Annotated in this window: 18 protein-coding genes; 5 read left to right on the top strand and 13 right to left on the bottom strand. The window is 72.2% G+C overall.

The features are described from left to right. Positions 1 to 42: 42 nt before the first annotated feature. On the bottom strand, positions 43 to 969 hold the full coding sequence (locus FGW37_RS23030) for a proline dehydrogenase family protein (protein WP_179084864.1): 927 nt from the start codon (positions 967 to 969) through the stop codon (positions 43 to 45). 243 nt (positions 970 to 1,212) lie between these two features. On the opposite strand from FGW37_RS23030, the gene FGW37_RS23025 reads away from it, so the two are divergent. Further along, positions 1,213 to 2,445: a PucR family transcriptional regulator gene (locus tag FGW37_RS23025; protein WP_179082789.1), complete on the top strand. Its 1,233-nt coding sequence runs from the start codon at positions 1,213 to 1,215 to the stop codon at positions 2,443 to 2,445. A 297-nt stretch (positions 2,446 to 2,742) separates the two neighbouring features. Here FGW37_RS23025 and FGW37_RS23020 read toward each other — a convergent pair whose 3' ends face one another. From FGW37_RS23020 to FGW37_RS23010, 3 genes are all read right to left on the bottom strand, one after another. Next, positions 2,743 to 2,946 (bottom strand): ferredoxin, encoded by a 204-nt coding sequence (locus FGW37_RS23020; RefSeq protein WP_179082788.1) that lies wholly within the window; start codon positions 2,944 to 2,946, stop codon positions 2,743 to 2,745. Between the two features lie 22 nt (positions 2,947 to 2,968). After that, positions 2,969 to 4,183 (bottom strand): cytochrome P450, encoded by a 1,215-nt coding sequence (locus tag FGW37_RS23015; protein ID WP_179082787.1) that lies wholly within the window; start codon positions 4,181 to 4,183, stop codon positions 2,969 to 2,971. 264 nt (positions 4,184 to 4,447) lie between these two features. Beyond that, positions 4,448 to 5,062 (bottom strand): TetR/AcrR family transcriptional regulator, encoded by a 615-nt coding sequence (locus tag FGW37_RS23010; protein WP_179082786.1) that lies wholly within the window; start codon positions 5,060 to 5,062, stop codon positions 4,448 to 4,450. A 122-nt stretch (positions 5,063 to 5,184) separates the two neighbouring features. Here FGW37_RS23010 and FGW37_RS23005 point away from each other — a divergent pair, with 122 nt between their 5' ends. Beyond that, positions 5,185 to 6,714 carry an MFS transporter gene (locus tag FGW37_RS23005; RefSeq protein ID WP_179082785.1) on the top strand — a complete coding sequence of 510 codons (1,530 nt, stop codon included), beginning with the start codon at positions 5,185 to 5,187 and terminating at the stop codon, positions 6,712 to 6,714. Positions 6,715 to 6,906: 192 nt separating this feature from the next. Here FGW37_RS23005 and FGW37_RS23000 read toward each other — a convergent pair whose 3' ends face one another. The 7 genes from FGW37_RS23000 to FGW37_RS22970 all read right to left on the bottom strand — a co-directional run bounded on the left by FGW37_RS23000 (position 6,907) and on the right by FGW37_RS22970 (position 17,967). After that, entirely contained in the window at positions 6,907 to 7,827 is a 921-nt protein-coding gene (locus FGW37_RS23000; protein WP_179082784.1) for a GntR family transcriptional regulator, read from the bottom strand. 178 nt (positions 7,828 to 8,005) lie between these two features. Continuing rightward, positions 8,006 to 9,610: a phosphoglycerate dehydrogenase gene (serA, locus tag FGW37_RS22995; protein ID WP_179082783.1), complete on the bottom strand. Its 1,605-nt coding sequence runs from the start codon at positions 9,608 to 9,610 to the stop codon at positions 8,006 to 8,008. 238 nt (positions 9,611 to 9,848) lie between these two features. After that, positions 9,849 to 10,850, bottom strand: coding sequence for a ketol-acid reductoisomerase (gene ilvC / locus FGW37_RS22990; protein ID WP_168093834.1), 1,002 nt, complete (start codon positions 10,848 to 10,850; stop codon positions 9,849 to 9,851). A gap of 228 nt (positions 10,851 to 11,078) precedes the next feature. Beyond that, entirely contained in the window at positions 11,079 to 11,603 is a 525-nt protein-coding gene (ilvN, locus tag FGW37_RS22985) for an acetolactate synthase small subunit (RefSeq protein WP_058046407.1), read from the bottom strand. 48 nt (positions 11,604 to 11,651) lie between these two features. Next, positions 11,652 to 13,547 carry an acetolactate synthase large subunit gene (locus FGW37_RS22980; protein WP_179082782.1) on the bottom strand — a complete coding sequence of 632 codons (1,896 nt, stop codon included), beginning with the start codon at positions 13,545 to 13,547 and terminating at the stop codon, positions 11,652 to 11,654. A 249-nt stretch (positions 13,548 to 13,796) separates the two neighbouring features. Then, positions 13,797 to 16,724, bottom strand: a complete 2,928-nt coding sequence (locus FGW37_RS22975; RefSeq protein WP_246430512.1) for a putative bifunctional diguanylate cyclase/phosphodiesterase — start codon at positions 16,722 to 16,724, stop codon at positions 13,797 to 13,799. Between the two features lie 280 nt (positions 16,725 to 17,004). Next, positions 17,005 to 17,967 carry a 2-hydroxyacid dehydrogenase gene (locus FGW37_RS22970; RefSeq protein ID WP_179082780.1) on the bottom strand — a complete coding sequence of 321 codons (963 nt, stop codon included), beginning with the start codon at positions 17,965 to 17,967 and terminating at the stop codon, positions 17,005 to 17,007. A gap of 73 nt (positions 17,968 to 18,040) precedes the next feature. Between FGW37_RS22970 and FGW37_RS22965 the strand changes: the two genes are divergently transcribed. The 3 genes from FGW37_RS22965 (at position 18,041) to FGW37_RS22955 (ending at position 20,629) form a co-directional block, all read left to right on the top strand. Continuing rightward, positions 18,041 to 19,033: an aldo/keto reductase gene (locus FGW37_RS22965; protein ID WP_179082779.1), complete on the top strand. Its 993-nt coding sequence runs from the start codon at positions 18,041 to 18,043 to the stop codon at positions 19,031 to 19,033. 156 nt (positions 19,034 to 19,189) lie between these two features. After that, positions 19,190 to 20,368: a PQQ-dependent sugar dehydrogenase gene (locus FGW37_RS22960; protein WP_179082778.1), complete on the top strand. Its 1,179-nt coding sequence runs from the start codon at positions 19,190 to 19,192 to the stop codon at positions 20,366 to 20,368. Between the two features lie 81 nt (positions 20,369 to 20,449). Continuing rightward, positions 20,450 to 20,629 carry a DUF6191 domain-containing protein gene (locus FGW37_RS22955; RefSeq protein WP_179082777.1) on the top strand — a complete coding sequence of 60 codons (180 nt, stop codon included), beginning with the start codon at positions 20,450 to 20,452 and terminating at the stop codon, positions 20,627 to 20,629. Here FGW37_RS22955 and FGW37_RS22950 read toward each other — a convergent pair. Continuing rightward, the gene (locus FGW37_RS22950; RefSeq protein WP_179082776.1) at positions 20,592 to 22,817 is read right to left on the bottom strand and encodes an MMPL family transporter; all 2,226 of its coding nucleotides are present in this window, start codon (positions 22,815 to 22,817) and stop codon (positions 20,592 to 20,594) included. The genes FGW37_RS22955 and FGW37_RS22950 overlap by 38 nt on opposite strands. A 246-nt stretch (positions 22,818 to 23,063) precedes the next feature. After that, positions 23,064 to 23,630: an AMIN-like domain-containing (lipo)protein gene (locus tag FGW37_RS22945; protein WP_179082775.1), complete on the bottom strand. Its 567-nt coding sequence runs from the start codon at positions 23,628 to 23,630 to the stop codon at positions 23,064 to 23,066. Between the last annotated feature and the right edge of the window lie 11 nt (positions 23,631 to 23,641).

Here is a 23,641-nt window from a genome sequence, read left to right as displayed (position 1 = left end):
GTTCCGTTTCTCCTTCGGGGCTTTGCGGGGGGATGTCGGGGTTCAGCCCTTGGTGAGGATGGACCGGGCGAAGAACAGCAGGTTCGCGGGCTTCTCGGCGAGCCGGCGCATGAAGTAGCCGTACCAGTCGGTGCCGTAAGCCGTGTAGACGCGCATCCGGTGGCCTTCGGCGGCCAGTCGGACGTGCTCCTCGCTGCGGATTCCGTACAGCATCTGGAACTCGTACTCGTCCAGCTTGCGGCCCGCCTGCCGGGCCAGCTCCTGTGTGATGGCGATCAGACGCGGGTCGTGCGACCCGATCATCGGATAGCCCTCGCCCGCCATGAGGATCTTGATGATCCGGACGAACGCCTTGTCGATCTCTGCCTTGTCCTGGTACGCGACGGAGGCGGGCTCCTTGTACGCACCCTTCACGATACGCACACGGCTGCCGGCGGCGGCCAGGCGGCGGGCGTCGTCCTCGGTGCGGAAGAGGTACGCCTGGATGACGCAGCCGGTCTGCGGGAAGTCCTTCCGCAGCTCCTCGTGGATGGCGAACATCGAGTCGAGGGTCGTGTGGTCCTCCGCGTCCAACGTAACCGTGGTGCCGATGGCGGCGGCGGCCTCGACGACGGGGCGGACGTTGGCGAGGGCGAGCTCGTGGCCGCCCTCCAGGGCCTGGCCGAACATGGAGAGCTTGACCGACATCTCGGCCCGGGTGCCCAGGCCGAGCTCCTCGAGCCGGCCGATCAGCTGCAGGTAGGCGTCGCGGGCGGCGTGGGACTGCTCGACGGTGGTGATGTCCTCGCCCACGACGTCCAAAGTGACCTCGAGGCCCTTGGCCGCGGCGTCCTTGACGATCGGGATGACCTGGTCGACGGTCTCGCCCGCGATGAAGCGGTCGACGACCTGCTTGGTGCCCGGGGCAGCCGACACGAAACGGCGCATCTTTTCGCTGCGCGACGCAGCGAGGATCACGGGACCCAGCACGGGCACCTCCACGATGACGGCCGTCCCCACCTGGGGGAACGGCATAAGGAACTCATCGTGAAAACTAGAGATCACCCCGATCCTGGACCATCGACAGCTGTCACGCATCCGTGGCCCGGATCTCAGACAGATGTATGACAATGGTGACCTGTACATAGAACCTTGGGCTGATTCCGGGCCAAAATGACCCGCCGACGGTGGGCCGGGCAGCCCGCACATCGGGGGAAGGAGCGTGGCGGGGCCATGCGCGGCGACTATCAGCACCTCGTCGACGAGATTTCGGCGGCGCTCGGCGCCCCCGCGACGCTCGAGGACCGCGACTTCGTACTGATCGCGTTCGGCGCCCACGGCGGCGAGGACGACCTCGACGTGATGATGGACCCGGTGCGGACCCGCTCGATCCTGCAGCGGCGGTCCACCGCGGCCGTACGGGCGTGGTTCGAGGCGTTCGGCATCGCGCGGGCCCAGGCGCCGCTGCGGATCCCGCCGGACCCGGCGGCGGGGGTCTTCAAGGGCCGCATCTGCCTGCCGGTGCGCCACCGCGGCGTGGTGCACGGCTACGTGTGGCTGCTGGACGACGAGCACCTGGCCGGCCTGGACCTGAGCGTCCCCCACGCCGATCCGCGGCTCGCGCAGGCCATGGAGACGGCCGCCCGCATCGGCGAACTGCTGGCCGCCGAGGCCCGGGCGGGCGCGGAGCTGGGCGAGCTGCTGCGCGAGGTGCTCGCGGGGCGGCCCGCGGGGCGCGACGCGGCGGCCGCGGCGCTGCGGGAGGCGATGGGCCAGGCGGCTGACGGCCCGCTCGGGCTGGTCGCGGTGGCGCCCTGGGCCCTGGGCGAGGGCGAGCACGGCGAGGGCGAGGCGTCCGCGCCCGACGGCGTGGGGTCGGCGCTGGCGGGGCAGTCGGGGGTGGCCGCCCTGTGCACCGTGCCGGACCCCCTGCCCGACGGTTCGGCGGCGCTGGCCGCCCTGGTGCGGCTGCGCACCACGGCCACGATCGCTCCGGCCCGCGCCGCCGCCGAGCGGCTGCTGCGCTCCCCGCGCGCGGGGGCGGGCGCCGCACGGCGCGGCACGGCCGGGCTCGGCGCCCCGCGCCGCGGCCTCGCGGAGCTGCCGGAGGCCTGGCGCGAGGCGCTGGCGGCGGCCCGGGCCGCGGCCGCGGAGCCGCGCCTGGGGCCGGTGGCGGAGTGGGGTGACATCGGCCCGTACCGCGTGCTGGCCGCCCTGCCGGCCGGGGCCGCCGAGGACACCACGGTCCGCCCCCTGCTGACTCCCGCCCACGCCGAACTGGCCCGCACCGCCGAGGTGTTCCTCGACTGCGCGGGCCAGGCGGGCCGCACGGCCGCGGCCCTGGGCATCCACCGCCAGACGCTCTACTACCGCTTGGCGCGCGTGGAGCAGCTCACCGGCCTGGACCTGGACGAGGGCGAGGGGCGGCTGCTGCTCCACATGGCCCTGAAGGCCTCCCGCCTGTAGCGGCTCCGGGGTCCGCAGGTTGATGCGCAATGCCGGGAGATCAACAATGCCGGGTCATCGGCAGAATTCCGCTTCGGCAGCTGCCTGTTCGAGTGCCTGATCGCCCCAGTCGCTGTTCCGGTTGAGCGTGATGACGTGCTCGCCGTCGGCGGTGGCCGCTGTCCGGGTCAGGGAGCCGGGGACTTCGCTTGAGTGTCCCCAGACCTTCAGGCCGCATGCCTTGAGTCCTGCGGCAGGCGCGGGCGGCCGGTGCGGAGATCCGCCACACCGGAAGTGCCGTGCCGGACCTCGCCCGCGCTAGTCCTCCTGCACGGTGACGGCCTGGACGGGACAGGCGCGTGCCGCCTCCCTGACGAGCGGGTCGCCCCCGCCGTCCTCGCTGCCCGGGCGGACGAGGCCGAAGCCGTCCTCGTCCTGGTCGAAGACGCCCGGCGCGGTCAGGACGCACTGGCCCGCGCCGATGCACACGTCGGAGTCGATGGAGACGCGAAGAGAACTCATGGCGGATTCCGTTTCGACGGGCTCACCAGGCGACCGGGAGAGCGAGGAGTCCTTGCAGGGTATCGCCGGGCTTGACGGACACCTCGCCGGGAGCAACGGCGAGGCGCAGGCCCGGGATACGGGTGAAGAGCGCGGACAGGGCGATCTCCATCTCGGCGCGGGCCAGGTTCTGCCCCAGGCACTGGTGGACGCCGTAGCCGAACGCGACGTGGTGGCGGGCCGAGCGGCGGACGTCCAGGGCGTCGGGATCGGTGTAGGCGGCGGCGTCGCGGTTGACGACGGACGTGCCGATCATGACGCCGTCGCCGGTGCGCACGGTCCGCCCGCCGATCTCGATGTCCTGCGTGGCGACCCGTATCAAGCCGTCGGCGATGGACAGGAAGCGCAGCAACTCCTCCACGGCGCCGGGCATGAGGCCGGGTTCGGCACGAAGGGCGGCGAGCTCGTCAGGGTGTTCGAGAAGGGTGTACACGCCGAGCGCGATCATGTTGGACGTGGTCTCGTGGCCGGCGATCAGCAACAGCAGCACCATCATGACCAGTTCGTCGCGGTCGACCTGACCGTCGGCGAGGCGGTCGGCGATGAGCTCGTCGAGTAGGCCGTCGCCGGGCTCGGCCTCCTTGCGGTCCACGAGCCGGTGGAGGTAGTCGCGCAGGTCGTCACGGGCGGCGGTGGCCTCCGCGGCGGTCGGCGCCGCCAGCATCCGCCGGGAGCACGCCTCGAAGAAGTCGTGGTCGTCGTAGGGAACGCCGAGCAGGGCGCAGATCACCATGGACGGCACGGGCAGGGCGTACGCGGAGACGAGTTCCGCGGTGTTGCCCTTGGCGAGCATGGTGTCGATGAGGCCGTCGACGACGCTCCGGATACGGGGCCGCATGGCGGCGGCCCGCTTGAGACTGAAGCGGGGGATCAGCATGCGGCGTTGCCGGGCGTGTTCGGGGTCGTCCACGCCGAGGAGCGGGATCGCCACCGACGCCTGGTTCTCGGCGCGCGGGGCGAGCACGGGAAAGGCCGGATTCTGACGGTTGGACGAGACGCGGGGGTCCGTGAGCAGGGCACGGGCCTCGGTGTGGCCCGTCACCAGCCACACCACGCGCCCGTCGTACAGGGTGACGCGCGTCAGCGGGCCGCGGGTGGCCAGGTCCTGGTGGCTCGCGGGCGGCTGATAGGGGCAGGTGCGGTCGCTGGGGAAGGAGGGAGCCGATGAGGTGGTGGGCTGGATCCCGATGTCGGTCATGTGCTTCCTTCCAGGCGTTCGGACTGTTGTCCTCTACATCCGGTTCATCCAGTCCAAGCCTCTTTCGAGGTTCGGGCTACGAGCAATCCGGCCATATCGCGTACAACGCCCGACAAGCTCCCGCATTCGGCCCGTGACCACACCTTTGCCGCCTTCAGCACGTTCGGCACGTCCCCGTTCGGCCCAGCCCGCCCGGCTCGCACGGCTCGCACGGAGGCGCTCGGTACGGCTGAGCCCGGCGCGGGGCGGGCCCGACGGCGTCCCTCAGCCTTCCGTTCCCTCCGGCCCCTCCGGCGCGTCCAGCACCGTGCCCGCGAGTACCCGCCGGGCACCTTCGATGATCTCCTTGCCGCTCGGCGCCGCGGCGGGGTCGATCAGCCACTGCATCCACAGCCCGATGAACAGGGCGTAGTAGAAGGCGCCTGCCGTGCGGGTCGCCTCCGGGCCGACCTCGCTGTCGTCGACCCCTTCGAAGAGCGCCACCATGCCCTCGCGCCCGGCGGGCTGCACCGCGGCGAACTTGGCCCTGAGCTCCGGGTTCTTCACGAGCTGGCCGACCACCTCCAGCTGTGCCGACCAGAACTCGCGGTCCTTGGCGAAGCCCGCGATCACCCCGTCCAGCGTGGCGGCGAGGCGCTCCTCGCGCGGCGCCTCCGGGTCGGCCGCGGAGGCGATGGCGGGCGCCTCCCCGTCGACCCAATCGGCGGTCAGCTGCAGGAACGCCTCCGTCATCAGCGCTTCCTTCGAGCCGTAGTGGTAGCCGATGGAGGCGAGGTTGGCCCCTGAGGCGGCCACGATGTCGCGCGCCGTGGTGCGCGTCCAGCCCTTCTCGAGCAGACAGCGCTTGGCGCCTTCGAGCAGATCTTCGCGATGTCCCATGCCGGCAGCCTATCCGCGGCCATACGCACGTCCTAGACGACCGTACGAGACGTGCGTCTTACGCAAACGTCTTATACAAGCGTCATAGACAAGCGTTTAAGACGTGCGTATATTCGCTGCCCATGACGACCCCACTGGCGACCCCGCCCGTCCGAACCCACGCGGGCCGCAAGGAATGGACGGCCTTCGTCGTCCTCCTGCTGCCCCTCCTCCTGGTCTCGATGGACGTCTCCGTCCTCTTCTTCGCCATGCCGGCCATCGGCCGGGAGCTGGAGCCGACCGGCACCCAGCAGCTGTGGATCTTCGACAGCTACGCCTTCGCCCTCGCCGGGCTGCTGATCACCATGGGAGCGCTCGGGGACCGCATCGGCCGCCGCAGGCTGCTGCTGGCCGGGGCGTGCGCCTTCGGCGTCGCATCGGTCTTCGCCGCGTACGCGCAGAGCGCGGAGGTGCTGATAGCCGCGCGCGCCGTGCTGGGCCTGGGCGGGGCCACCCTGATGCCCTCGACCATGGCGCTCGTGCGCAATCTGTTCCACGACGACCGGCAGCGCACCAAGGCGATCGGCATCTGGTCGGGCGCCATGGCGGGTGGCATCGCGCTCGGTTCGGTGCTCGGCGGGCTGCTGCTGGAGCACTTCTGGTGGGGCTCGGCGTTCCTCGTCAACGTCCCCGCGATGGTGCTGCTGCTGGTGCTCGCGCCGCTGCTCGTACCGGAGTCCAAGGACCCACGCCCGGGCCGGTTCGACCTGCTGAGCGTGCCGCTGTCGGTCGGCGCCGTGATCCCGGTGATCTACGGGGTCAAGGAGATCGCCGCGGAGGGGTTCGCCGCGGCGCCCGCGGCGAGCGTGGCCGCCGGCCTGCTGATCGGCGCCGTGTTCGTGCGGCGACAGCGCGGCCGGGACGACGCGCTGATCAACCGCGAGCTGTTCCGCCACCGCGCCTTCGGGGCGGGCGTCGGGATCAACACGCTGGCCACGTTCGGCATGATGGGCTCCGCCTACTTCACCACGCAGTACCTGCAGTCCGTGCTCGGCAAGGGCCCGCTGGAGGCGGCGCTGTGGGGCGTCATCCCCTCCGTGGCGGTCGGCTGCGTCGCCCCGCTCGCCGCCGCGGCCGGGCAGCGGGCGCCCAAGGCCTACGTCATGGCGGCCGGTTTCGCCGTCGCGGCCGCCGGCTACGGGCTGCTCGCGGGCGTCGGAACGGACTCTTTGGCCCTGACGCTGGCCGGGTCCGCGGTCATCGCCTCCGGCATCGTCGTGGTCATGGCCCTGGTCAACGACATGGCGCTCGGCAGCGCCCCGCCGGAGAAGGCAGGCAGCGCGGCCTCCCTGCTGGAGACCGGCCAGGAGCTGGGCGGGGCCCTGGGCATGGCGCTCTTCGGCAGCGTGGGCGTGGCCGTCTACCGCCGCGACATGACCGACGGCCTGCCCGCGGACCTGCCGCACGGGGCGCTGGACGCGGCCCGCGAGACCCTCGGCGGGGCGGTGGCCGTCGCCGCGCACCTCCCAGGGCGGGCCGGTGAGGCCGTCCTGACCGCCTCACGCGAGGCCTTCACCCACGGCATGAACGTGGCCGCCGTCGGCGGAACGGCCGTCCTGCTCCTGTCCGCCGCGATCACGGTGGCCGCACTACGCGGGGCACGGGGCGCCTGACCAGGTACCGCACAGGGCGACGCCCGGCCAAAGCGCCTGCCGCAAGGCTCGGCACCGCCGGGCGCACCGTGCAGTAGCGCGCCGTCGCGGCCGTCCGCCCTCGCACGGTGGCCGCACTACGCGGGACACGGGGCACCTCACCAAGTACCGCACGGGGCGGCACCCGATCGGGCAACCCACGGAGCAGGCCCCCTACGAACAGCCGCGCCGCTGCTCGACGTACACGCTCAGCCCGTCCAGCAGCCGGGCCAGCCCGAACTCGAACATCGCGTCCAGGTCGGCATCGGTGCCGCCTCGTGCCCTCCGGGCTGCGGCCCCGTCCTCCAGGTTCACGGCCACGCCGCGCACGTACCCGGCGACCGTGACCCCGATGCGGACCACCGCGCCCGCCTCCAGAGCCGGCCCGGGCCGCGAGGCCGGGGCCGGGGCCATCGCCCGCTCCATGAGGCCGGTGGCGCACGCGGGGAGCCGCGGGCGGGGGACGGACACCATGGCCCTGGCCAGCCACGGATGACGCCGGTAGACGGCCCACTGGTACCGGGCGGCCGCGAGCAGACGGCCGCGCCAGTCGCCGGGTGCGCCTGCGGGCGGGCTGCACTCGCCGAAGGCGGCGTCCGCCATCCGGGCGACGAGATCGTCCTTGCCCGGCACGTGCCGGTACAACGCCATGGTGGGGACGCCGAGTTCGGCCGCGAGCGCACGCATGGACAGGGCCGCGGCACCGTGGGCGTCGGCCAGCGCGATCGCCGTCCGCACGATGCGCTCAGGGGTGAGCTTCCTCAGCGCGCTCGGGCCCGCGCCCGCGCCCGCCGCACGGGGCGGCCGGCCGTTGCGCTCCGCGCAGTCCCCCTCCCCGGGCCCGGCCCCGCCGCACGGGGCGGCAACGACGGTGCCGACCCCGGGCACCGCCCGCACCACGCCCTCCTCGCGCAGCACCGACAGGACCTTGGCGGCGGTCGCCGTCGCGACGCCCCACTCCTGGGCGATCCGCCGCACGGAGGGGACCTTCTCCCCCGGGCCGATCTCCCCGGAGGCGATGCGGGCGCGGAGTTCGGCGGCGATCCGGCGGTACGGGGCGGTCGCCGGAGCCGCGGGCTGTTCCAGTACACCCATGACGGGAAGGCTAGGAGAGCCGCGGGGTGCGGCGGAAGGCGCGCCCCGCCGCCGATGGGCGCGCCGCGGCCGCAGGCTGAACTCCCCTGCCGCGTAAGGGCGGCAGCCCCGGCATCCCGTACGGGATGACCGAGGCCGTCAGTCCGCCAGTCCGTCAGTGCCTCAGTCCGCCAGTGCGTCAGTCCGTCAGATTCACCGCGCGGGCCGACGCCGCGCCGATCTCCTCGGCGATCTCCGACAGCACCGCCGGGGTGACCGACTCGTCGACCGTGAGGGCGACGAGCGCCTCGCCGCCCTCCGTGGCGCGGGAGACCTGCATGCCGGCGATGTTGATGCCGGCCTCGCCGAGGATGCGGCCCAGGGTGCCGACGACGCCGGGGCGGTCGGCGTAGCGGAAGAAGGCCATGTGGTCGGCGAGGGTGAGGTCCACGTCGTGCTCGCCCACGGCGACGATCTTCTGCTGGTTCTTCGGGCCGGCGAGGGTGCCGGAGATGGAGACCTCGTCGCCCCCGGCCAGCGTGCCGCGCACGGTCACCACGTTGCGGTGCTCGGCCGACTCGGAGCTGGTGGTCAGCCGCACCTCGACGCCGCGCTCCTGTGCGAACAGCGGGGCGTTGACGTAGGAGACCGTCTCGTCGACGACGTCCTCGAAGATGCCCTTGAGGGCGGACAGCTCCAGGACCTTGACGTCGTACTGGGTGAGCTCGCCGTAGACCTCGACGTCGAGCCGGACGGCGACCTCGCCGGCCAGGGCCGTGAAGATCCGGCCGAGCTTCTCGGCCAGCGGCAGGGCGGGCTTGACGTCCTCGGCGATGACGCCGCCCTGGACGTTGACCGCGTCCGGCACCAGCTCGCCGGCGAGGGCGAGCCGCACCGAGCGGGCGACGGCGATGCCGGCCTTCTCCTGGGCCTCGCCGGTGGAGGCGCCGAGGTGCGGGGTGGCCACCACGTTGTCGAACTCGAAGAGGGGGGAGTCGGTGCACGGCTCCGAGGCGTAGACGTCGAGGCCCGCGCCCGCGACGCGGCCCTCCTTGAGCGCCGCGGCGAGCGCCGTCTCGTCCACGATGCCGCCGCGCGCGGCGTTGACGATCCGGACGCTGGGCCTGACCTTGCGCAGGGCCTCGTCGCCGATGAGCCCGAGCGTCTCCGGCGTCTTGGGCAGGTGCACGGTGATGAAGTCCGCGACCTCGAGGAGCTCGTCGAGCGTCAGCAGCTTGACGCCCATCTGGGCGGCGCGGGCGGGCTGGACGTACGGGTCGTAGGCGACGACCTTCATCCCGAACGCGGACATCCGCTGCGCGACGAGGACGCCGATCCGGCCGAGGCCGACGACGCCGAGGGTCTTCTCGGACAGCTCGACGCCGGTGTACTTGGAGCGCTTCCACTCGCCGTTCTTCAGCGCGGAGTTGGCCTGCGGGATGTTGCGGGCGGTGGCGATGAGCAGGCCGCAGGCGAGCTCGGCGGCGGTGACGATGTTGGAGGTCGGGGCGTTCACGACCATCACGCCGGCCTTGGTGGCGGCGGAGACGTCGACGTTGTCCAGGCCCACGCCGGCGCGGGCGACGACCCGCAGCTTCTTCGCGGCGGCGATGGCCTGCGCGTCGACCTTCGTGGCGCTGCGCACGAGTACGGCGTCGACGTCGGCGATGGCGGGCAGCAGCTCCGCGCGGTCGGCGCCGTTGCAGTGCCGGATCTCGAAGTCGGGGCCGAGTGCGTCGACGGTGGCCGGGGAGAGCTCCTCGGCGATCAGCACGACGGGTTTGCGGGGCGAAACAGTGCTCACGGAGTCCTCAGTCCTCACTGGTCCATTGCGGACGGCCGTCCCGACGGCCGCAGGCGGTGAAGGGGGCAGGCAGCCGCGTGGAAGACGCACGACGCTGTGAGCCTGGTACGCGCTTGTTGGTGTGCAGTGTATCGGCGGTTGCCGCGCCCTCGCGCGAGCTTCGCCCACAGGCGCCGGGCAGGCCGCCGGGCGGGCCGGTTTCACGGCCCGCCCGGCGCCCGGGCGGCGCGGGGTGCGCCTACTCCTTGTCGTCCACCCAGCTCATCAGCTTGCGCAGCTTCTTGCCGGTGGTCTCCAGCAGGTGGTCCTCGTCGGCCTTCTTGTACTCGTTGTACTTGGGCAGGCCGGCCTGGTACTCCTTCATCCAGTTGTTGGCGAAGGTGCCGTCCTGGATCTCGCCGAGGACCTTCTTCATCTCGGCCTTGGTGCCCTCGTTGACGATGCGCGGGCCGGTGACGTAGTCGCCCCACTCGGCGGTCTCGGAGACGGACCAGCGCATCTTCTCCAGGCCGCCCTCGTACATCAGGTCCACGATCAGCTTGAGCTCGTGGAGGCACTCGAAGTACGCGATCTCCGGCTGGTAGCCGGCCTCGACCAGGGTCTCGAAGCCCGCCTTGACGAGCGCCGACGCTCCGCCGCACAGCACGGCCTGCTCGCCGAAGAGGTCGGTCTCGGTCTCCTCGGTGAAGGTGGTCTTGATGACGCCGGCGCGGGTGCCGCCGATGGCCTTGGCGTAGGAGAGCGCCAGCGCGAAGGCGTTGCCGGAGGCGTCCTGCTCGACGGCCGCGATGCACGGCACGCCGCGGCCCTCCTCGTACTGGCGGCGGACCAGGTGGCCCGGGCCCTTGGGGGCGACCATGCAGACGTCGACGCCAGCCGGGGGCTTGATGAAGCCGAAGCGGATGTTGAAGCCGTGGCCGAAGAAGAGGGCGTCGCCGTCCTTGAGGTGCTCCTTGACGGACTCCTCGTAGACCTTGGCCTGGATCGGGTCCGGGACGAGGATCATGATGACGTCGGCCTCGGCCGCGGCCTCGGCGGGGGTAACGACGCGCAGGCCCTGCTCCTCGGCCTTCTGCTTGGACTTGGAGCCCTCGTGCAGGCCCACGCGGACGTCGACGCCCGAGTCGCGCAGGGACAGCGCGTGGGCGTGGCCCTGGCTGCCGTAACCGAGGACCGCGACCTTGCGGCCCTGGATGATGGACAGGTCGGCGTCGTTGTCGTAGAAGAGCTCGGCAGCCACGTTGGGGATTCTCCTTGTTTCCGGTTTTCCGGTTGTGCGTCCCACCGTATGACGGGCGGGCGGACGGAAGATTTCGGGTCTCGGTATGCGGATCCGTGCGGGGATCCGGGTTCCGCAGGGGGTGCGGGGCCCGCAGAGGTGCAGGGATCCGCAGGGGGTGCGGGGTTCCGCAGGGGTGCGGGGTTCCGCAGGGGTGCGGGGTTCCGCAGGGGTGCGGGGCGCCCGGCCTCAGGCCGAGCGGTCGAGCGCGCGCAGGCTGCGGTCCGTGATGGACCGGGCGCCGCGCCCTATGGCGATCGTCCCGGACTGCACCAGCTCCTTGATGCCGAAGGGCTCCAGCATCTTGAGCATGGCGCCGAGCTTGTCGCTGCCGCCGGTCGCCTCGATGGTGACGGCCTCCGGGGAGACGTCGACGGTCTTGGCGCGGAAGAGCTGGACGATCTCGACGATCTGGGAGCGGGTCTCGTTGTCGGCGCGGACCTTCACCAGGACGAGTTCGCGGTGGATGGCCGCGCTGTCCTCCAGCTCGACGATCTTCAGCACGTTGACGAGCTTGTTGAGCTGCTTGGTCACCTGCTCCAGCGGCAGCGACTCGACGTTGACGACGATCGTGATGCGGGAGATGTCCGGGTGTTCGGTGACCCCGACGGCGAGGGAGTCGATGTTGAAGCCGCGGCGGGCGAACAGGGCGGCGATCCGGGTCAGGATGCCGGGGGTGTTCTCCACCAGGACGGAGAGCGTGTGCTTGGTCATCAGGTTCTCTTCCTCGTCAGGCCTCTGTCGTCTGTCGTCGGCGGTCCGTCAGTCGTCCTCGGTGTCGCCGAAGTCCGGGCGGACTCCGCGCGCGGCGAGGATCTCGTCGTTGGAGGTGCCTGCGGCGACCATCGGCCAGACCATGGCGTCCTGGTGGACGATGAAGTCGATCACGACGGGCCGGTCGTTGATGGCGTTGGCCTTCTCGATGACGGCGTCGAGCTGGTCCGGGCGCTCGCAGCGGATGCCGACGCAGCCCATGGCCTCGGCGAGCTTGACGAAGTCCGGGACGCGGGTGCCTGCGCAGGGCTCGGTGCCGGCGCCCGTGGCGGTGCCGCCGTTGGAGACGGCGGGGCCCGTGTGGAGCACCGTGTTGGAGTAGCGCTGGTTGTAGAACAGGGTCTGCCACTGGCGGACCATGCCGAGGGCGCCGTTGTTGATGATGGCGACCTTGACGGGGATGTCGTTGAGCGCGCAGGTGACCAGTTCCTGATTGGTCATCTGGAAGCAGCCGTCGCCGTCGATGGCCCACACGGTGCGCTCGGGCATGCCGGCCTTGGCGCCCATCGCGGCGGGGACGGCGTAGCCCATCGTCCCGGCGCCGCCGGAGTTGAGCCAGGTGGCGGGCTGCTCGTAGTCGATGAAGTGGGCGGCCCACATCTGGTGCTGGCCGACGCCCGCGGCGTAGATGGTGTCCTTCGGTGCGAGCTGCCCGATGCGCTGGATGACCTGCTGCGGGGAGAGGCTGCCGTCGTCGGGCTGGTCGTAGCCGAGGGGGTAGGTGTCGCGCCAGCGGTTGAGGTCCTGCCACCAGGCCGCGTATCCCGTCCCGGCGGCCTCGCCCGTGCGGCCCTCGGCGTGCTCGGCCTGGACGGCGACGATCAGGTCGGCGATGACCTCGCGGGCGTCACCGACGATCGGCACGTCGGCGGCGCGGTTCTTGCCGATCTCCGCGGGGTCGATGTCGGCGTGGACGATCTTGGCGTACGGGGCGAAGGAGTCCAGCTTGCCCGTGACGCGGTCGTCGAAGCGGGCGCCGAGGGCGATGATCAGGTCGGCCTTCTGCAGGGCGGTGACGGCGGCGACCGAGCCGTGCATGCCGGGCATGCCCAGGTGCTGCGGGTGGCTGTCGGGGAAGGCGCCGAGTGCCATCAGGGTGGTGGTGACGGGGGCGCCGGTCAGCTCGGCGAGGACCTTCAGCTCGGCGGTCGCGCGGGCCTTGAGGACGCCGCCGCCGACGTAGAGCACGGGGCGGGCTGCCTGGCTGATCAGCTTGGCGGCCTCGCGGATCTGCTTGCTGTGCGGCTTGGTGACCGGGCGGTAGCCGGGCAGGTCGGTGTGCGGGGGCCAGCTGAAGGTGGTCTGCGCCTGCAGGGCGTCCTTGGCGATGTCGACGAGCACGGGGCCGGGGCGTCCGGTGGACGCGACGTGGAAGGCCTCGGCGATGGTGCGGGGGATCTCAGCGGGGTCGGTCACCAGCCAGTTGTGCTTGGTGATCGGCATGGTGATGCCGCAGATGTCCGCCTCCTGGAAGGCGTCCGTGCCGATCGCCTTGGAGGCGACCTGGCCGGTGATGGCGACCAGCGGGACGGAGTCCATGTGGGCGTCGGCGATCGGCGTGACGAGGTTGGTGGCACCGGGGCCGGAGGTGGCCATGCAGACGCCGACCTTGCCCGTGGCCTGGGCGTATCCGGTCGCGGCGTGGCCGGCGCCCTGCTCGTGGCGGACCAGGACGTGGCGGACCTTCGAGGAGTCCATCATCGGGTCGTACGCGGGGAGGATCGCCCCGCCCGGGATCCCGAACACGATCTCGGCACCGACCTCCTCCAGCGAGCGGATGAGGGACTGCGCGCCCGTGACGTGCTCGACGGTGGCGGGCTGGTGCGCCGCGCCGTTACGGGCCCGCGGCTGCGGATGGTGGGCCCCGGTGGCCTGCTCGGTCATCGACATTCTCTTCTCGAAGGATTCGACGGGTTCGATCGACGGGTTCGACTGGTTGAGCGGAGGTCGGTTTGGGTGGGTCTGTCACGTTCTAGTGCAACAAAAAACCCCTCGTGCCGTGAGGCAAGCGAGGGGAGCGCGCCGGTGTGGTCAGCAGGGCGTGTGAAAGGGCCTGCTTCAGCCGACGCGCTTTCCAAGTACGAGAATTCGGGTGCGCATGGAACCGACCCTCCACCCGCCACCTGGGAAGTGTCAAGTGGGTGGGACGGGCGTCTCATTATTTGAGCGCAATGGAGCATGGGCGAGTGATCCGGCGCCCCCCGCGGACCCGGATCGCGTAGCGGACGGTACTGCTCCTGCGGGCAGGACACCGCCTCCGACCCACGCTTTCGCGCCATCCACCGGCGCCGGGACGGGGTAGGCCCCGAGGTTCAGCGCGTGCCGCAGGCGGTGCTCGTCGAGCGGCCCGGCGAAGGCGGCGCCCAGGGCGTGGGTACAGCCCATCGCGCGCAGGGCGAGCGCCTGCTCGGGCACGTCGACGCCGTCGGCGACGGACTGCATGCCCAGGTCGGTGGCGATCCTCAGCAGCCCGGCGGTGATCTTGTGCAGCCGGGCGGACTCCACCACGCCGTCGACCAGCCCCCGGTCGAGCTTGAGGGTGTCGATGGGCAGCCGGCGCAGGGCGCTGATGGCGGCGTAGCCGCTGCCGAAGCCGTCGAGGGCGATCCGCACGCCCATCCGGCGCAGGGCGGCCAGGCGCCGCTCCAGCTCGTCCAGCGGCACGCGGGGATCGCTTCCGGACAGCTCCAGCACGAGCGCGCCGGAGGGCAGCCCGTGGCGGATCAGCAGCCCCTCCAGGTTCTTGGCGGGCAGCGACCTGTCCATCAGCCGGGCGGCGGACAGCCGGACGTACACGGGCACGGGGTGGCCGGCGCGGCAGCGCTGGGCGGCCTGCTCGACGGCCTTCTCCACCGTCCAGCGGCCCAGTTCGGCGATGCGGGCGGCCTCGTCGCCCCGGTCGTTCTCGGCCACGCGGAGGTACTCCGCAGGGGTGAACAGTATTCCCTGGGCGGAGCGCCAGCGGGGCTGGGCGGCGACCGCGGTGACCGTGCCGGTGCCCAGGTCGACGACGGGCTGGTGCAGCAGGGCGAACTCGCCCTCGTGCAGGGCGGTGCGCAGCCGCGTGGCGAGCTCGGCGCGGCGGACCACGTCGGCCTGCATCTGCGGTGCGTAGAGCTCGACGCGGCCCTTGCCGGCCTGCTTGGCGCGGTACATCGCGAGGTCGGCGTTGCGCATCAGCTCGCCCGGGGTGGTGCCGGGCTCGGCGAAGGCCACGCCGATGCTGGCGGCGACGCGGACCTCGGTGCCTCCTTCCACGCGGTAGGGCTGGGAGAGGGTGATCCGCAGCCGGTCGGCGATCTCGTGGATGCGGTACTCGCGGGCGGCGGGGTCGCGGGTGCCGTCGCCGATGATCAGCGCCGCGAACTCGTCGCCTCCGAAGCGGGCCGTGGAGTCGCCCGCACGGACGGAGTCCTGGAGGCGACGGGCCGCCTGGACGAGCAGCTCGTCGCCGGCTTGGTGGCCGACGCTGTCGTTCACCGCCTTGAAGCCGTCGAGGTCGATGAAGAGCACGGCGGTGCCCGCGTCGGTCGCTCTGCGGCCGGTGAGGGCCTGCTGGACGCGCTTGGTGAACAGGGCGCGGTTGGGCAGGTCGGTGAGCGGGTCGTGCTCGGCCGTGTGCTGGAGCTGGGCCTGGAGGCGGACGCGCTCGGTGACGTCGCGGCTGTTGAAGATCAGGCCGCCGTGGTGGCGGTTGACGGTGGACTCAACGTTGAGCCACTCGCCGCCGCCGGAGCGGAAGCGGCACTCGATGCGGGTGGTGGGCTCCTCGGCGGGCGGCGCCGCGAGGAAGCGGCGCACCTCGTGGACGACTCTGCCCAGGTCTTCCGGGTGGATCAGCGAGGCCAGCTCGGAGCCGACGAGGTCTTCGGCCTCGCGCCCGTAAACCCCGGCGGCGGCCGGGCTGACGTAGCGCAGTATGCCCGTGGGCGCGGCGATCATGATCACGTCGCTGGAGCCCTGGACGAGGGAGCGGAAGTGGTTCTCCTTCTGGGCCAGTTCCTGGGTGAGGGAGATGTTGTCCAGCAGCATGATGCCCTGGCGGATCACCAGGGCCAGGACGACCGTACAGCCGGTGAACAGGACGACTTTGTCGACCTGGTGGCCGTCCAGGACGTTGTAGAGGATGCCCAGGGTGCACACGGCGGCGGCCAGGTACGGCGTGAGGGCCGCGAGGGAGCCGGCGATGGGACGGCTGGGGTGGTGCGGGTGCTGGGCCGAGCGGGGCGGGGCGGCGTCGTCGCCGTCCTCGCGCGCGACCCAGGGGGCGTACGCCATGAGCATGTAGCCCGCGAACCAGCCGGCGTCGAGGATCTGGCCGGAGCGGTAGTGCGAGCGCAGCAGCGGCGAGGTGAACAGGGCGTCGCACAGGACCGTCAGGGCGAGGGCCGCGATGGCGGTGTTGATGGCGGAGCGGTTGGCGGTCGAGCGCCGGAAGTGCAGGGCCAGCACCATGGACACCAGGGCGATGTCCAGCAGCGGATAGGCCAGGGAGAGCGCGGCGTGGGCGACGCTCTCGCCCTCGAAGTGGGCGGTGTGCGCGAGCGCGAGGCTCCAGGAGAGCGTGAGCAGCGAACCGCCGGTGAGCCAGGCGTCGAGGGCCAGGCACACCCAGCCGGCCCGGGTGACGGGGCGGCGGGCGAGGACCAGCAGGCCGATGATGGCCGGCGGCGCGAAGAGCAGGAAGCAGAAGTCGGCCACGGAGGGCGTCGGGACGCGGGCGTCCAGGACGACCTCGTACCAGCCCCAGACAACGTTGCCGAGGCCGGCCATGGCCGAGGACGCGGCGAAGAGGAACCAGGCGAGCCGGAACCGGGTGCGGTGCGTGCGCCCGTACCAGAAGCAGGAGACGGCGGCGAGGACGGCCGCGCCGCCGAGGCCGAAGTCGCCCATGGCGGAGGCGAGCTCGCTCGATCCCCAGCCGAAGGCCGCGCCCGTGGCATAGCCGCCGCAGACGAGGGCCAGCAGCAGCTGGGAGACCGGGCCCGAGCCGCCGGACGGGCGGGACAGGGCCGCCCCTGGGGCGCTCACCGCGCCGCCGTCCGCAGCAGCGGGATCCATGGGAGCCACAGGAGCAGCGTCGCCACGCAGTGCGGTCGCGGTGCGCGGTGCGGTCGTGGTCGGTGCGTGAGCCGCGTCGGGTTGATCGTCCATTGGCCGTGCATCGCCCGTCGCCCCCCTCGAGTTCCGGTCCTCGCTGCGGCCGTTCCTGTGCACGCCGCAGCCCCCGTCCGGACGATACACCAGACTCGTCACTCAGGGACATAGCTCATATACATAGCGTAATCAGCCACGGGGTTATGGACACTGAGTGCAGTCGAACGGTACCTCTACGTGGTAACTAGCGGGCGATGACTACGACATTTTGCAGTGGCGCGTCCAGGGCGAATCTGGCCAGCTGATCACGCAGCAGCCGCTCGGCGCGCGGCAGAAAGGCCGAAGAGGGCCCACCCACATGGGGGGTGATCAGCACCCCCGGAGCGCTCCACAGGGGGTGCCCGGGTGGCAGCGGCTCGGGGTCCGTGACGTCCAGTGCGGCACGCAGCCGACCTGCGTCCAGTTCGGCCAGAAGGGCTTTGGTGTCGACGACGGCACCGCGCGCCACGTTCACCAGCAGCGCCCCGTCCTTCATCCGCGCCAGGAAACCGGCGTTGACGAGCCCGCGGGTCTCGTCGGTGAGCGGGGTCGCGAGAATCACGACGTCGGCGCCGGGCAGCAAGCCGGGCAGGGCGGCGATCGGATGCACGGGACCGCGCGCACTGTCCCGCGCGGAGCGTGCGACGCGTGTGACCCGCGCGCACTCGAAGGGCACGAGCCGGTCCTCAATGGCGCTGCCGATCGAACCGTAACCCACAATGAGCACCGACTTGTCGGCCAGCGCGGGCCGGAAACCCTGCCGCCACTCCCCCGCGTCCTGCGCGTGCACGAAGCCGGGGATGTCGCGCAGCGAGGCGAGGGTGAGGGCCAGGGCGAGTTCGGCGGTGCTCGCGTCGTGCAGTCCGCGGGCGTTGCACAGCACGGCGCCCTTCGGCAGCCGCTCCACGGCGGGCAGCAGGTGCTCCACGCCCGCGGTGAGCGCCTGCACGACCCGTACGCGCGTCATGGCGGGCAGCGGGCGCAGGCACGGCTCGGGGTCGGTGACGTACGGGACCGCGTAGAAGTCGCAGCGGGCGGGGTCGGTCGGGTAGTCCGGTCCGCCGTCCCAGAAGACGTAGTCGAGGCCCTCCGGGAGCCCTTCGATCCGCTCGGGCGGGAAGGGCAGCCAGACCAGGGGGCGGGCGGAACCGCTGTCATCTGCACTCATGCCTGGAGGCTATGCGATCGGGCCGGCGCGGCAGAGGTTAGTTTGGGGGCGAGGAACGGGAGGGGTACGGCCGGTGGAGCGCAGGAATATCGGTGCGGCGGCGCTCGAAGTGGGCGCGATCGGCCTGGGGTGCATGCCCATGCACTGGGGATACAGCGCCTCCCAGCGGAGCGGGCAGGGTGCGCTGCGCACGGTGCACGCGGCGCTCGACGCGGGCACGACCCTGCTGGACACCGCGGACATGTACGGGCCGTTCACCAACGAGCTGCTGGTGGGGCGGGTGTTGCGGGAGAGGCGCTCCGAGGCCTTCGTGTCGACCAAGTGCGGGCTGCTGGTGGGCGACAGCCACATCGTCGCCAACGGCCGCCCGGGCTATGTGAAGCGGGCCTGCGACGCCTCGCTGCGCCGGCTGCAGACCGACGTGATCGACGTCTACCAGCTGCACCGGCCCGACCCCGAGGTGCCGGTCGAGGAGACCTGGGGGGCGATGGCGGAGCTGGTCTCCGCGGGCAAGGTGCGGGCGCTGGGCTGGTGTGCGATCGGCGCGCGCACGCACCGCCGGTCGCGCGCGGGGCTGTACGACGCGACCATCCGGCAGCTGGAACGGGTGCAACAGGTGTTCCCGGTGAGCTGTGTGGAGGTGGAGTTGTCGGTGTGGTCCCGGGAGGCGCTCGATGCGCTGGTGCCCTGGTGTGCCTCCCGGGGCGTCGGCATGCTGGCCGCCATGCCCCTGGGGAATGGTTTCCTCAGTGGCACGCTCACGCCGGGGCAGGGCTTCGAGCCGGAGGACCTCCGGGCGCGCCACCCGCGCTTCACCGCCGAGATGATGGCCGCCAACCAGCCGATCGTGGCGGGGCTGCGCCGGGTCGCGCTGCGCCACGACGCGACGGCCGCGCAGGTCGCCCTGGCCTGGGTGCTGGCGCAGGGCCGGCACGTGATACCCGTACCGGGCACGAAGAAGCCGGTGTGGGCGGTGCAGAACGCCGCGGCGGCGCGGCTCCGGCTCACCGCCGAGGACTTCGCGGAGATAGCGGCACTGCCGCGGGCGATGGGTTCCTGGGACTAGCGTCACGCCTGCGGGCGCATCCAAAACCACGGCACGGCCGTCCGGCGGCGCCGCAGTGCCGGCCGGCTTCCGGGCCGCGCCTCCACGGAGATCCGCCCGCCTCCTGTGGGACAGTGCCGGTTGAACGAGAACCCGCCCGGCGAGAGGAACCGCACCGTGCACCGACGTAGTGCCCGTACCGCCGCCGCGCTGGCCGCCGCCGCGCTGCTCGGCGTGCTCGGCGTCGCGGGCTGTTCGAGCGAGGACGGCTTCCCGGGCGAGGGCCCGCGGCAGGGCTCGGCGGCCAAGTCGCCCGGTGAAGAGGCCTCTTCGCGCACCCCTTCGGCCCCGCCGGCGCCCGCCAAGGGCTCGGTCAAGGTCGTCCGGACGCTCACCGCGAAGCTGGGCTCGCCGTGGGGCGTCGCGGCGCTCCCCGGGGGCGACCTCCTGGTCGCCTCCCGCGACACCGGAAAGATCGCCCGGGTGGCGGTCAAGGACGGTGCGCAGAGCGAGGTGGGCGAGGTGCCCGGCGTCGTCAAGGGCGGCGAGGGCGGCCTGCTGGGCCTGGCGGTATCGCCCGGCTTCGCCACCGACCGCCTGGTGTACGCGTACTTCACCACCGATTCGGACAACCGCATCGCACGCCTGCGCTACGACGAGCGCAAGCCCGCGGGGCAGCGGCTGGGGGCGCCCGACACGGTCCTCCGGGGCATCCCCAAGGGCACCGTCCACAACGGCGGTCGCATCGCCTTCGGCCCCGACCGGATGCTCTACGCCGGGACGGGCGAGGGCGGGGAGCGCGACCTCTCCCAGGACAAGAAGTCCCTCGGCGGGAAGATCCTCCGCATGACCCCGGACGGCCGCCCCGCGTACGGCAACCCCGAGGAGAACTCGGTGGTCTACTCCTACGGCCACCGCAACGTGCAGGGCCTGGCCTGGGACGCGGGCAAGCGCCTGTGGGCGTCGGAGTTCGGCCAGAACACCTGGGACGAGCTCAACCTGATCCGGCCGGGCGGAAACTACGGCTGGCCCGTCGTCGAGGGCAAGGCGGGCCGCTCCGGCTACACCGACCCCGTCGAGCAGTGGAAGACCTCCGACGCCTCCCCCAGCGGACTCGCCTTCGCCAAGGGATCGCTGTGGATGGCGGGCCTGCGCGGCGAGCGCCTGTGGCGGATCCCGCTGGACGGCACGAAGCCGGTGGCCGGCCCCCAGGCGTTCCTGAAGGGCGAGTACGGGCGGCTGCGCACGGTGCTGGCCACCGACGACGGCGGGCTGTGGCTGACGACGAGCAACACCGACGGGCGCGGGAAGCCCGGCGGCGAGGACGACCGGATCCTGCGGCTCGAAGTGAGCTGACGCATCACGGCGCACACCTTTGCCGGGACCGTACATGCATCCGCCTAGACTGGACGGACAGTGCGGCGACGGGAGTTGAAGATGTTCAACGTGTTCGAGGAACTGTTCGCACCGGGCCGGAAGCACACCGACGAGGAGCAGAATCGCCTCGAACTGACCCGCGAGGACGTCGGTGACGGCGACCCCGCGCGCGGCCCGGTCGACCTCGACTCGGGCCACGTGGTCATACGCCCGCCCCGGCAAGGCTCCTCTCGGGACTGACCGGGAGGGGCTCCCGGGCCCCGTCCACCGGCTCCGGTGCGTCCACCGGCTCCGGCGGCTCGATGCTGATCCGGGGCAGGCGGCGCTCCAGCCACGCCGGCAGCCACCAGTTGGCGCCGCCCAGCATGTGCATAAGGGCCGGGACGAGCAGCGTGCGCAGCACGAAGGCGTCGAGGGCGACGGCCGCCGCGAGGCCGATGCCGAACATCGCGATGACGCGGTCTCCGCTGAGGACGAAGGCGAGGAAGACCGAGATCATGATCACCGCCGCGGAGTTGATGACGCGGCTGGTCTCGGCGAGGCCGACGCGCACGGCGCGGGTGTTGTCGCGCGTGGCGAGCCACTCCTCGTACATCCGGCTGACCAGGAAGACCTGGTAGTCCATGGACAGGCCGAAGAGGACGGAGACCATGACGACGGGCAGGAAGGGCTCTATCGGCCCGGCGCCGCCGAGGCCGAGGAACTCGGCGCCCCAGCCCCACTGGAAGATCGCGACGACGATGCCGAAGGACGAGGCGACGGCGGCGATGTTCATCACCGCGGCCTTCAGGGGGATGCCGATGCTGCGGAAGGCCAGCAGGAGCAGCAGGCAGCCCAGGCCGACGACGGTGCCGACGAAGAGCGGCAGCTTGCCGAGGATGATGCCGGCGAAGTCGTCGTAGCTCGCGGTCATGCCGCCGACCTGGACGTCCACGCCGGTACCGGCGGTCGCCTTCGGCAGTACGGTGCCGCGCAGCCGGTCCACGAGGTCGCTGGTGTCGCGCGACTGCGGGGAGGTGGTGGGGACGACGCTGATGACGCCCGTGTCGCCGCTGGGGTTCACCTGGGCGGGCGAGGCGGAGGCGACGCCCTCGGTGTGCCGCAGGGCGTCCGGGATCTCGGTGAAGGCGAGCCGGTCGGCGGCGCTGTCGAGGTCGGCCACGAGCGTCAGGGGGCCGTTGACGCCGGGCCCGAAGCCGCGGCCGAGCATGTCGTACGCCTGCCGTGTGGTGGACGAGGCCGGGTTGTTGCCCTGGTCGGAGGTGCCCAGGTGGAGGGAGAACGTGGGCAGCGCGAGCACCAGCATGACGGCGGCGGCCACGGCGCCCAGCAGCTTGGGGTGGCGCTCCACGAACGCCGACCAGCGGGCGGCCAGTCCGGTGGGCAGCTCCGGGCGGGGGCCGCTGTCCGCGAGGCGGCGGCGCTCGCGGCGGCTGAGGGCGCGGTCGCCGATGACCCCGAGGAGCGCGGGCAGCAGCGTGATCGAGGCGGCGACGGTGAGGACGACGGTGAGCGAGGCGGCGAGGGCGACCCCGTTGAGGAAGCTCAGCCGCAGGATGAGCATGCCCAGCAGGGCGACGCACACGGTGCCGCCCGCGAAGACGACGGCGCGGCCGGTGGTGGCGACGGCCCGCTCGGCCGCGACGGCCACGGGCAGCCCCGCCCGCAGGCCCTTGCGGTGCCGGGTGACGATGAACAGGGCGTAGTCGATGCCCACGCCGAGTCCGATGAGGGTGCCGAGCATGGGCGCGAAGTCGGCGACGGTCATGACGTGGCCGAGCAGCTGGGTGCCCATGTAGGCGGTGCCCACGCCCACGAGGGCCGTGGCGATCGGCAGCAGGCTCGCGGCCAGCGAGCCGAAGACGACGAAGAGCACGACGGCGGCGACGGCGATGCCGATGATCTCGCTGAGGTGGCCGCTCGGGGCCTCCCCGGTGGCGATGCCGGTGCCGCCGAGGGCGACCTCCAGATCGCCGTCCGCCGCGGACCGGGCCGTCTCGACGACCTGGTGCACCAGCTCCTTGCCGGGGTCGCCGGGCGAGGTGAAGGTGACGGAGGCGTACGCGGTGTGCCCGTCGGGGCTGATCCTGGCGGCGCCGTCGGGGCCGCTGTACGGGCCGCTGACGGACTCGACGCCGGGCAGGGCCGCGACGTCGCGCAGGGTCTCGGTCATGCGCTGCTCGACCGCAGCGGCGCGCACGGTGCCCCGGTCGGTGTGCCAGACGATGGTGTCGTCGCCGCCCCGGCCCGGGAAGCCCGCTTCCAGGAGCGCGCCCGCGCGGGCGGCCTCGGTGCCGGGGACGGCGTAGTCGTTGGAGTACACCGGGCCGGTCAGGGTCGCGGCCGCGGCGGTGCCCGCGAGGGCCACGATCCACAGCACGATCACGGCGAAACGACGGCGCAGGCACCATCGGGCGAGTGAGGTCATTCGGGCTGCTTCCCGGTCGTCGCGTCGATCCCGCCGGGAGAACTGCCCCGTGCATTTCCGAGCGCATGAGCTGCTGGGCCTGGGACCCCGCAGCGCGAGAGGCGCGGTGGGGGCCCCTTGCCGAACCACTGTGGCAGCGGAAAAAGATCCTTTGTCCGCTTTGTGGCCCACCCCACACCGGGGCCGCCAAGGACCGCCCGGCGCGGGGACCGCAGGCTCGGCGCGGGGACTACCAGGTGGCAGGGCCTACCAGGTGTGGGCGACGTCCACGACGATGCGGTTGCGTTCCTGGAAGACCCGGTAGGGCAGCCGTGCGCGGACGCCGAGGCCGATCAGGGTGTCGCCCTCGAAGCTGCCGGCGAAGCGGGTGTCCTGGAAGGTGCGGAAGCCGGTGAGGTCCACGCCGGTCAGCGGCTGTCCGGCGCGGCCGGGGTAGCGCGGCTCGCCGGTGCTCGGGTCGTAGCTCGGAGCGGCCACGCGGACGGCCAGGATCGCGCCGCCGCCGACCGGGATCACGTCGCCGGAGCCGTCCTGGCGCAGCTGGTCCACGTACTCCACGCGGTAGCCGATCGGGCGGTCGCCGATGCCCTGGACGTCGAAGACCAGGCGGTCGTAGCACTCGTGCCGGCCGGCCCGGATGTCCAGCAGCGGGCGGTACGCCGTGTCCGTGCTGACCTTGGGCAGGCTCCCCCAGCCCGCCTCGCACTTCACCGTGGCCGCCGCCTCCGTGGCCGCGCCGGCCGGGACCGTCGCGACCAGCAGGCCGGCGCCCGCCAGCGTGAGTGCAGCCAGCGTCCTGCTCAACCGTCTCATGTGCCAACCCC

It is taken from the genome of Streptomyces rectiverticillatus (assembly GCF_013394065.1).
GTDB lineage: Bacteria > Actinomycetota > Actinomycetes > Streptomycetales > Streptomycetaceae > Streptomyces > Streptomyces rectiverticillatus.
The sequence above is the reverse complement of the archived record's forward strand: the minus strand, read 5'-3'. Positions and strand labels throughout refer to the sequence as shown.

What these genes read in the sequence shown, in the direction of transcription:
- FGW37_RS22950 (WP_179082776.1), bottom strand. Translation starts at nt 22,817, where the DNA reads ATGACCTCACTCGCCCGATGGTGCCTGCGCCGTCGTTTCGCCGTGATC.
- FGW37_RS23000 (WP_179082784.1), bottom strand. Translation starts at nt 7,827, where the DNA reads ATGGGTGTACTGGAACAGCCCGCGGCTCCGGCGACCGCCCCGTACCGC.
- FGW37_RS22975 (WP_246430512.1), bottom strand. Translation starts at nt 16,724, where the DNA reads ATGGATCCCGCTGCTGCGGACGGCGGCGCGGTGAGCGCCCCAGGGGCG.
- FGW37_RS23015 (WP_179082787.1), bottom strand. Translation starts at nt 4,183, where the DNA reads ATGACCGACATCGGGATCCAGCCCACCACCTCATCGGCTCCCTCCTTC.
- ilvN (WP_058046407.1), bottom strand. Translation starts at nt 11,603, where the DNA reads ATGACCAAGCACACGCTCTCCGTCCTGGTGGAGAACACCCCCGGCATC.
- FGW37_RS22970 (WP_179082780.1), bottom strand. Translation starts at nt 17,967, where the DNA reads ATGAGTGCAGATGACAGCGGTTCCGCCCGCCCCCTGGTCTGGCTGCCC.
- FGW37_RS23010 (WP_179082786.1), bottom strand. Translation starts at nt 5,062, where the DNA reads ATGGGACATCGCGAAGATCTGCTCGAAGGCGCCAAGCGCTGTCTGCTC.
- FGW37_RS22955 (WP_179082777.1), top strand. Translation starts at nt 20,450, where the DNA reads ATGTTCAACGTGTTCGAGGAACTGTTCGCACCGGGCCGGAAGCACACC.
- FGW37_RS23025 (WP_179082789.1), top strand. Translation starts at nt 1,213, where the DNA reads ATGCGCGGCGACTATCAGCACCTCGTCGACGAGATTTCGGCGGCGCTC.
- FGW37_RS23020 (WP_179082788.1), bottom strand. Translation starts at nt 2,946, where the DNA reads ATGAGTTCTCTTCGCGTCTCCATCGACTCCGACGTGTGCATCGGCGCG.
- FGW37_RS22945 (WP_179082775.1), bottom strand. Translation starts at nt 23,630, where the DNA reads ATGAGACGGTTGAGCAGGACGCTGGCTGCACTCACGCTGGCGGGCGCC.
- FGW37_RS22980 (WP_179082782.1), bottom strand. Translation starts at nt 13,547, where the DNA reads ATGACCGAGCAGGCCACCGGGGCCCACCATCCGCAGCCGCGGGCCCGT.
- FGW37_RS23005 (WP_179082785.1), top strand. Translation starts at nt 5,185, where the DNA reads ATGACGACCCCACTGGCGACCCCGCCCGTCCGAACCCACGCGGGCCGC.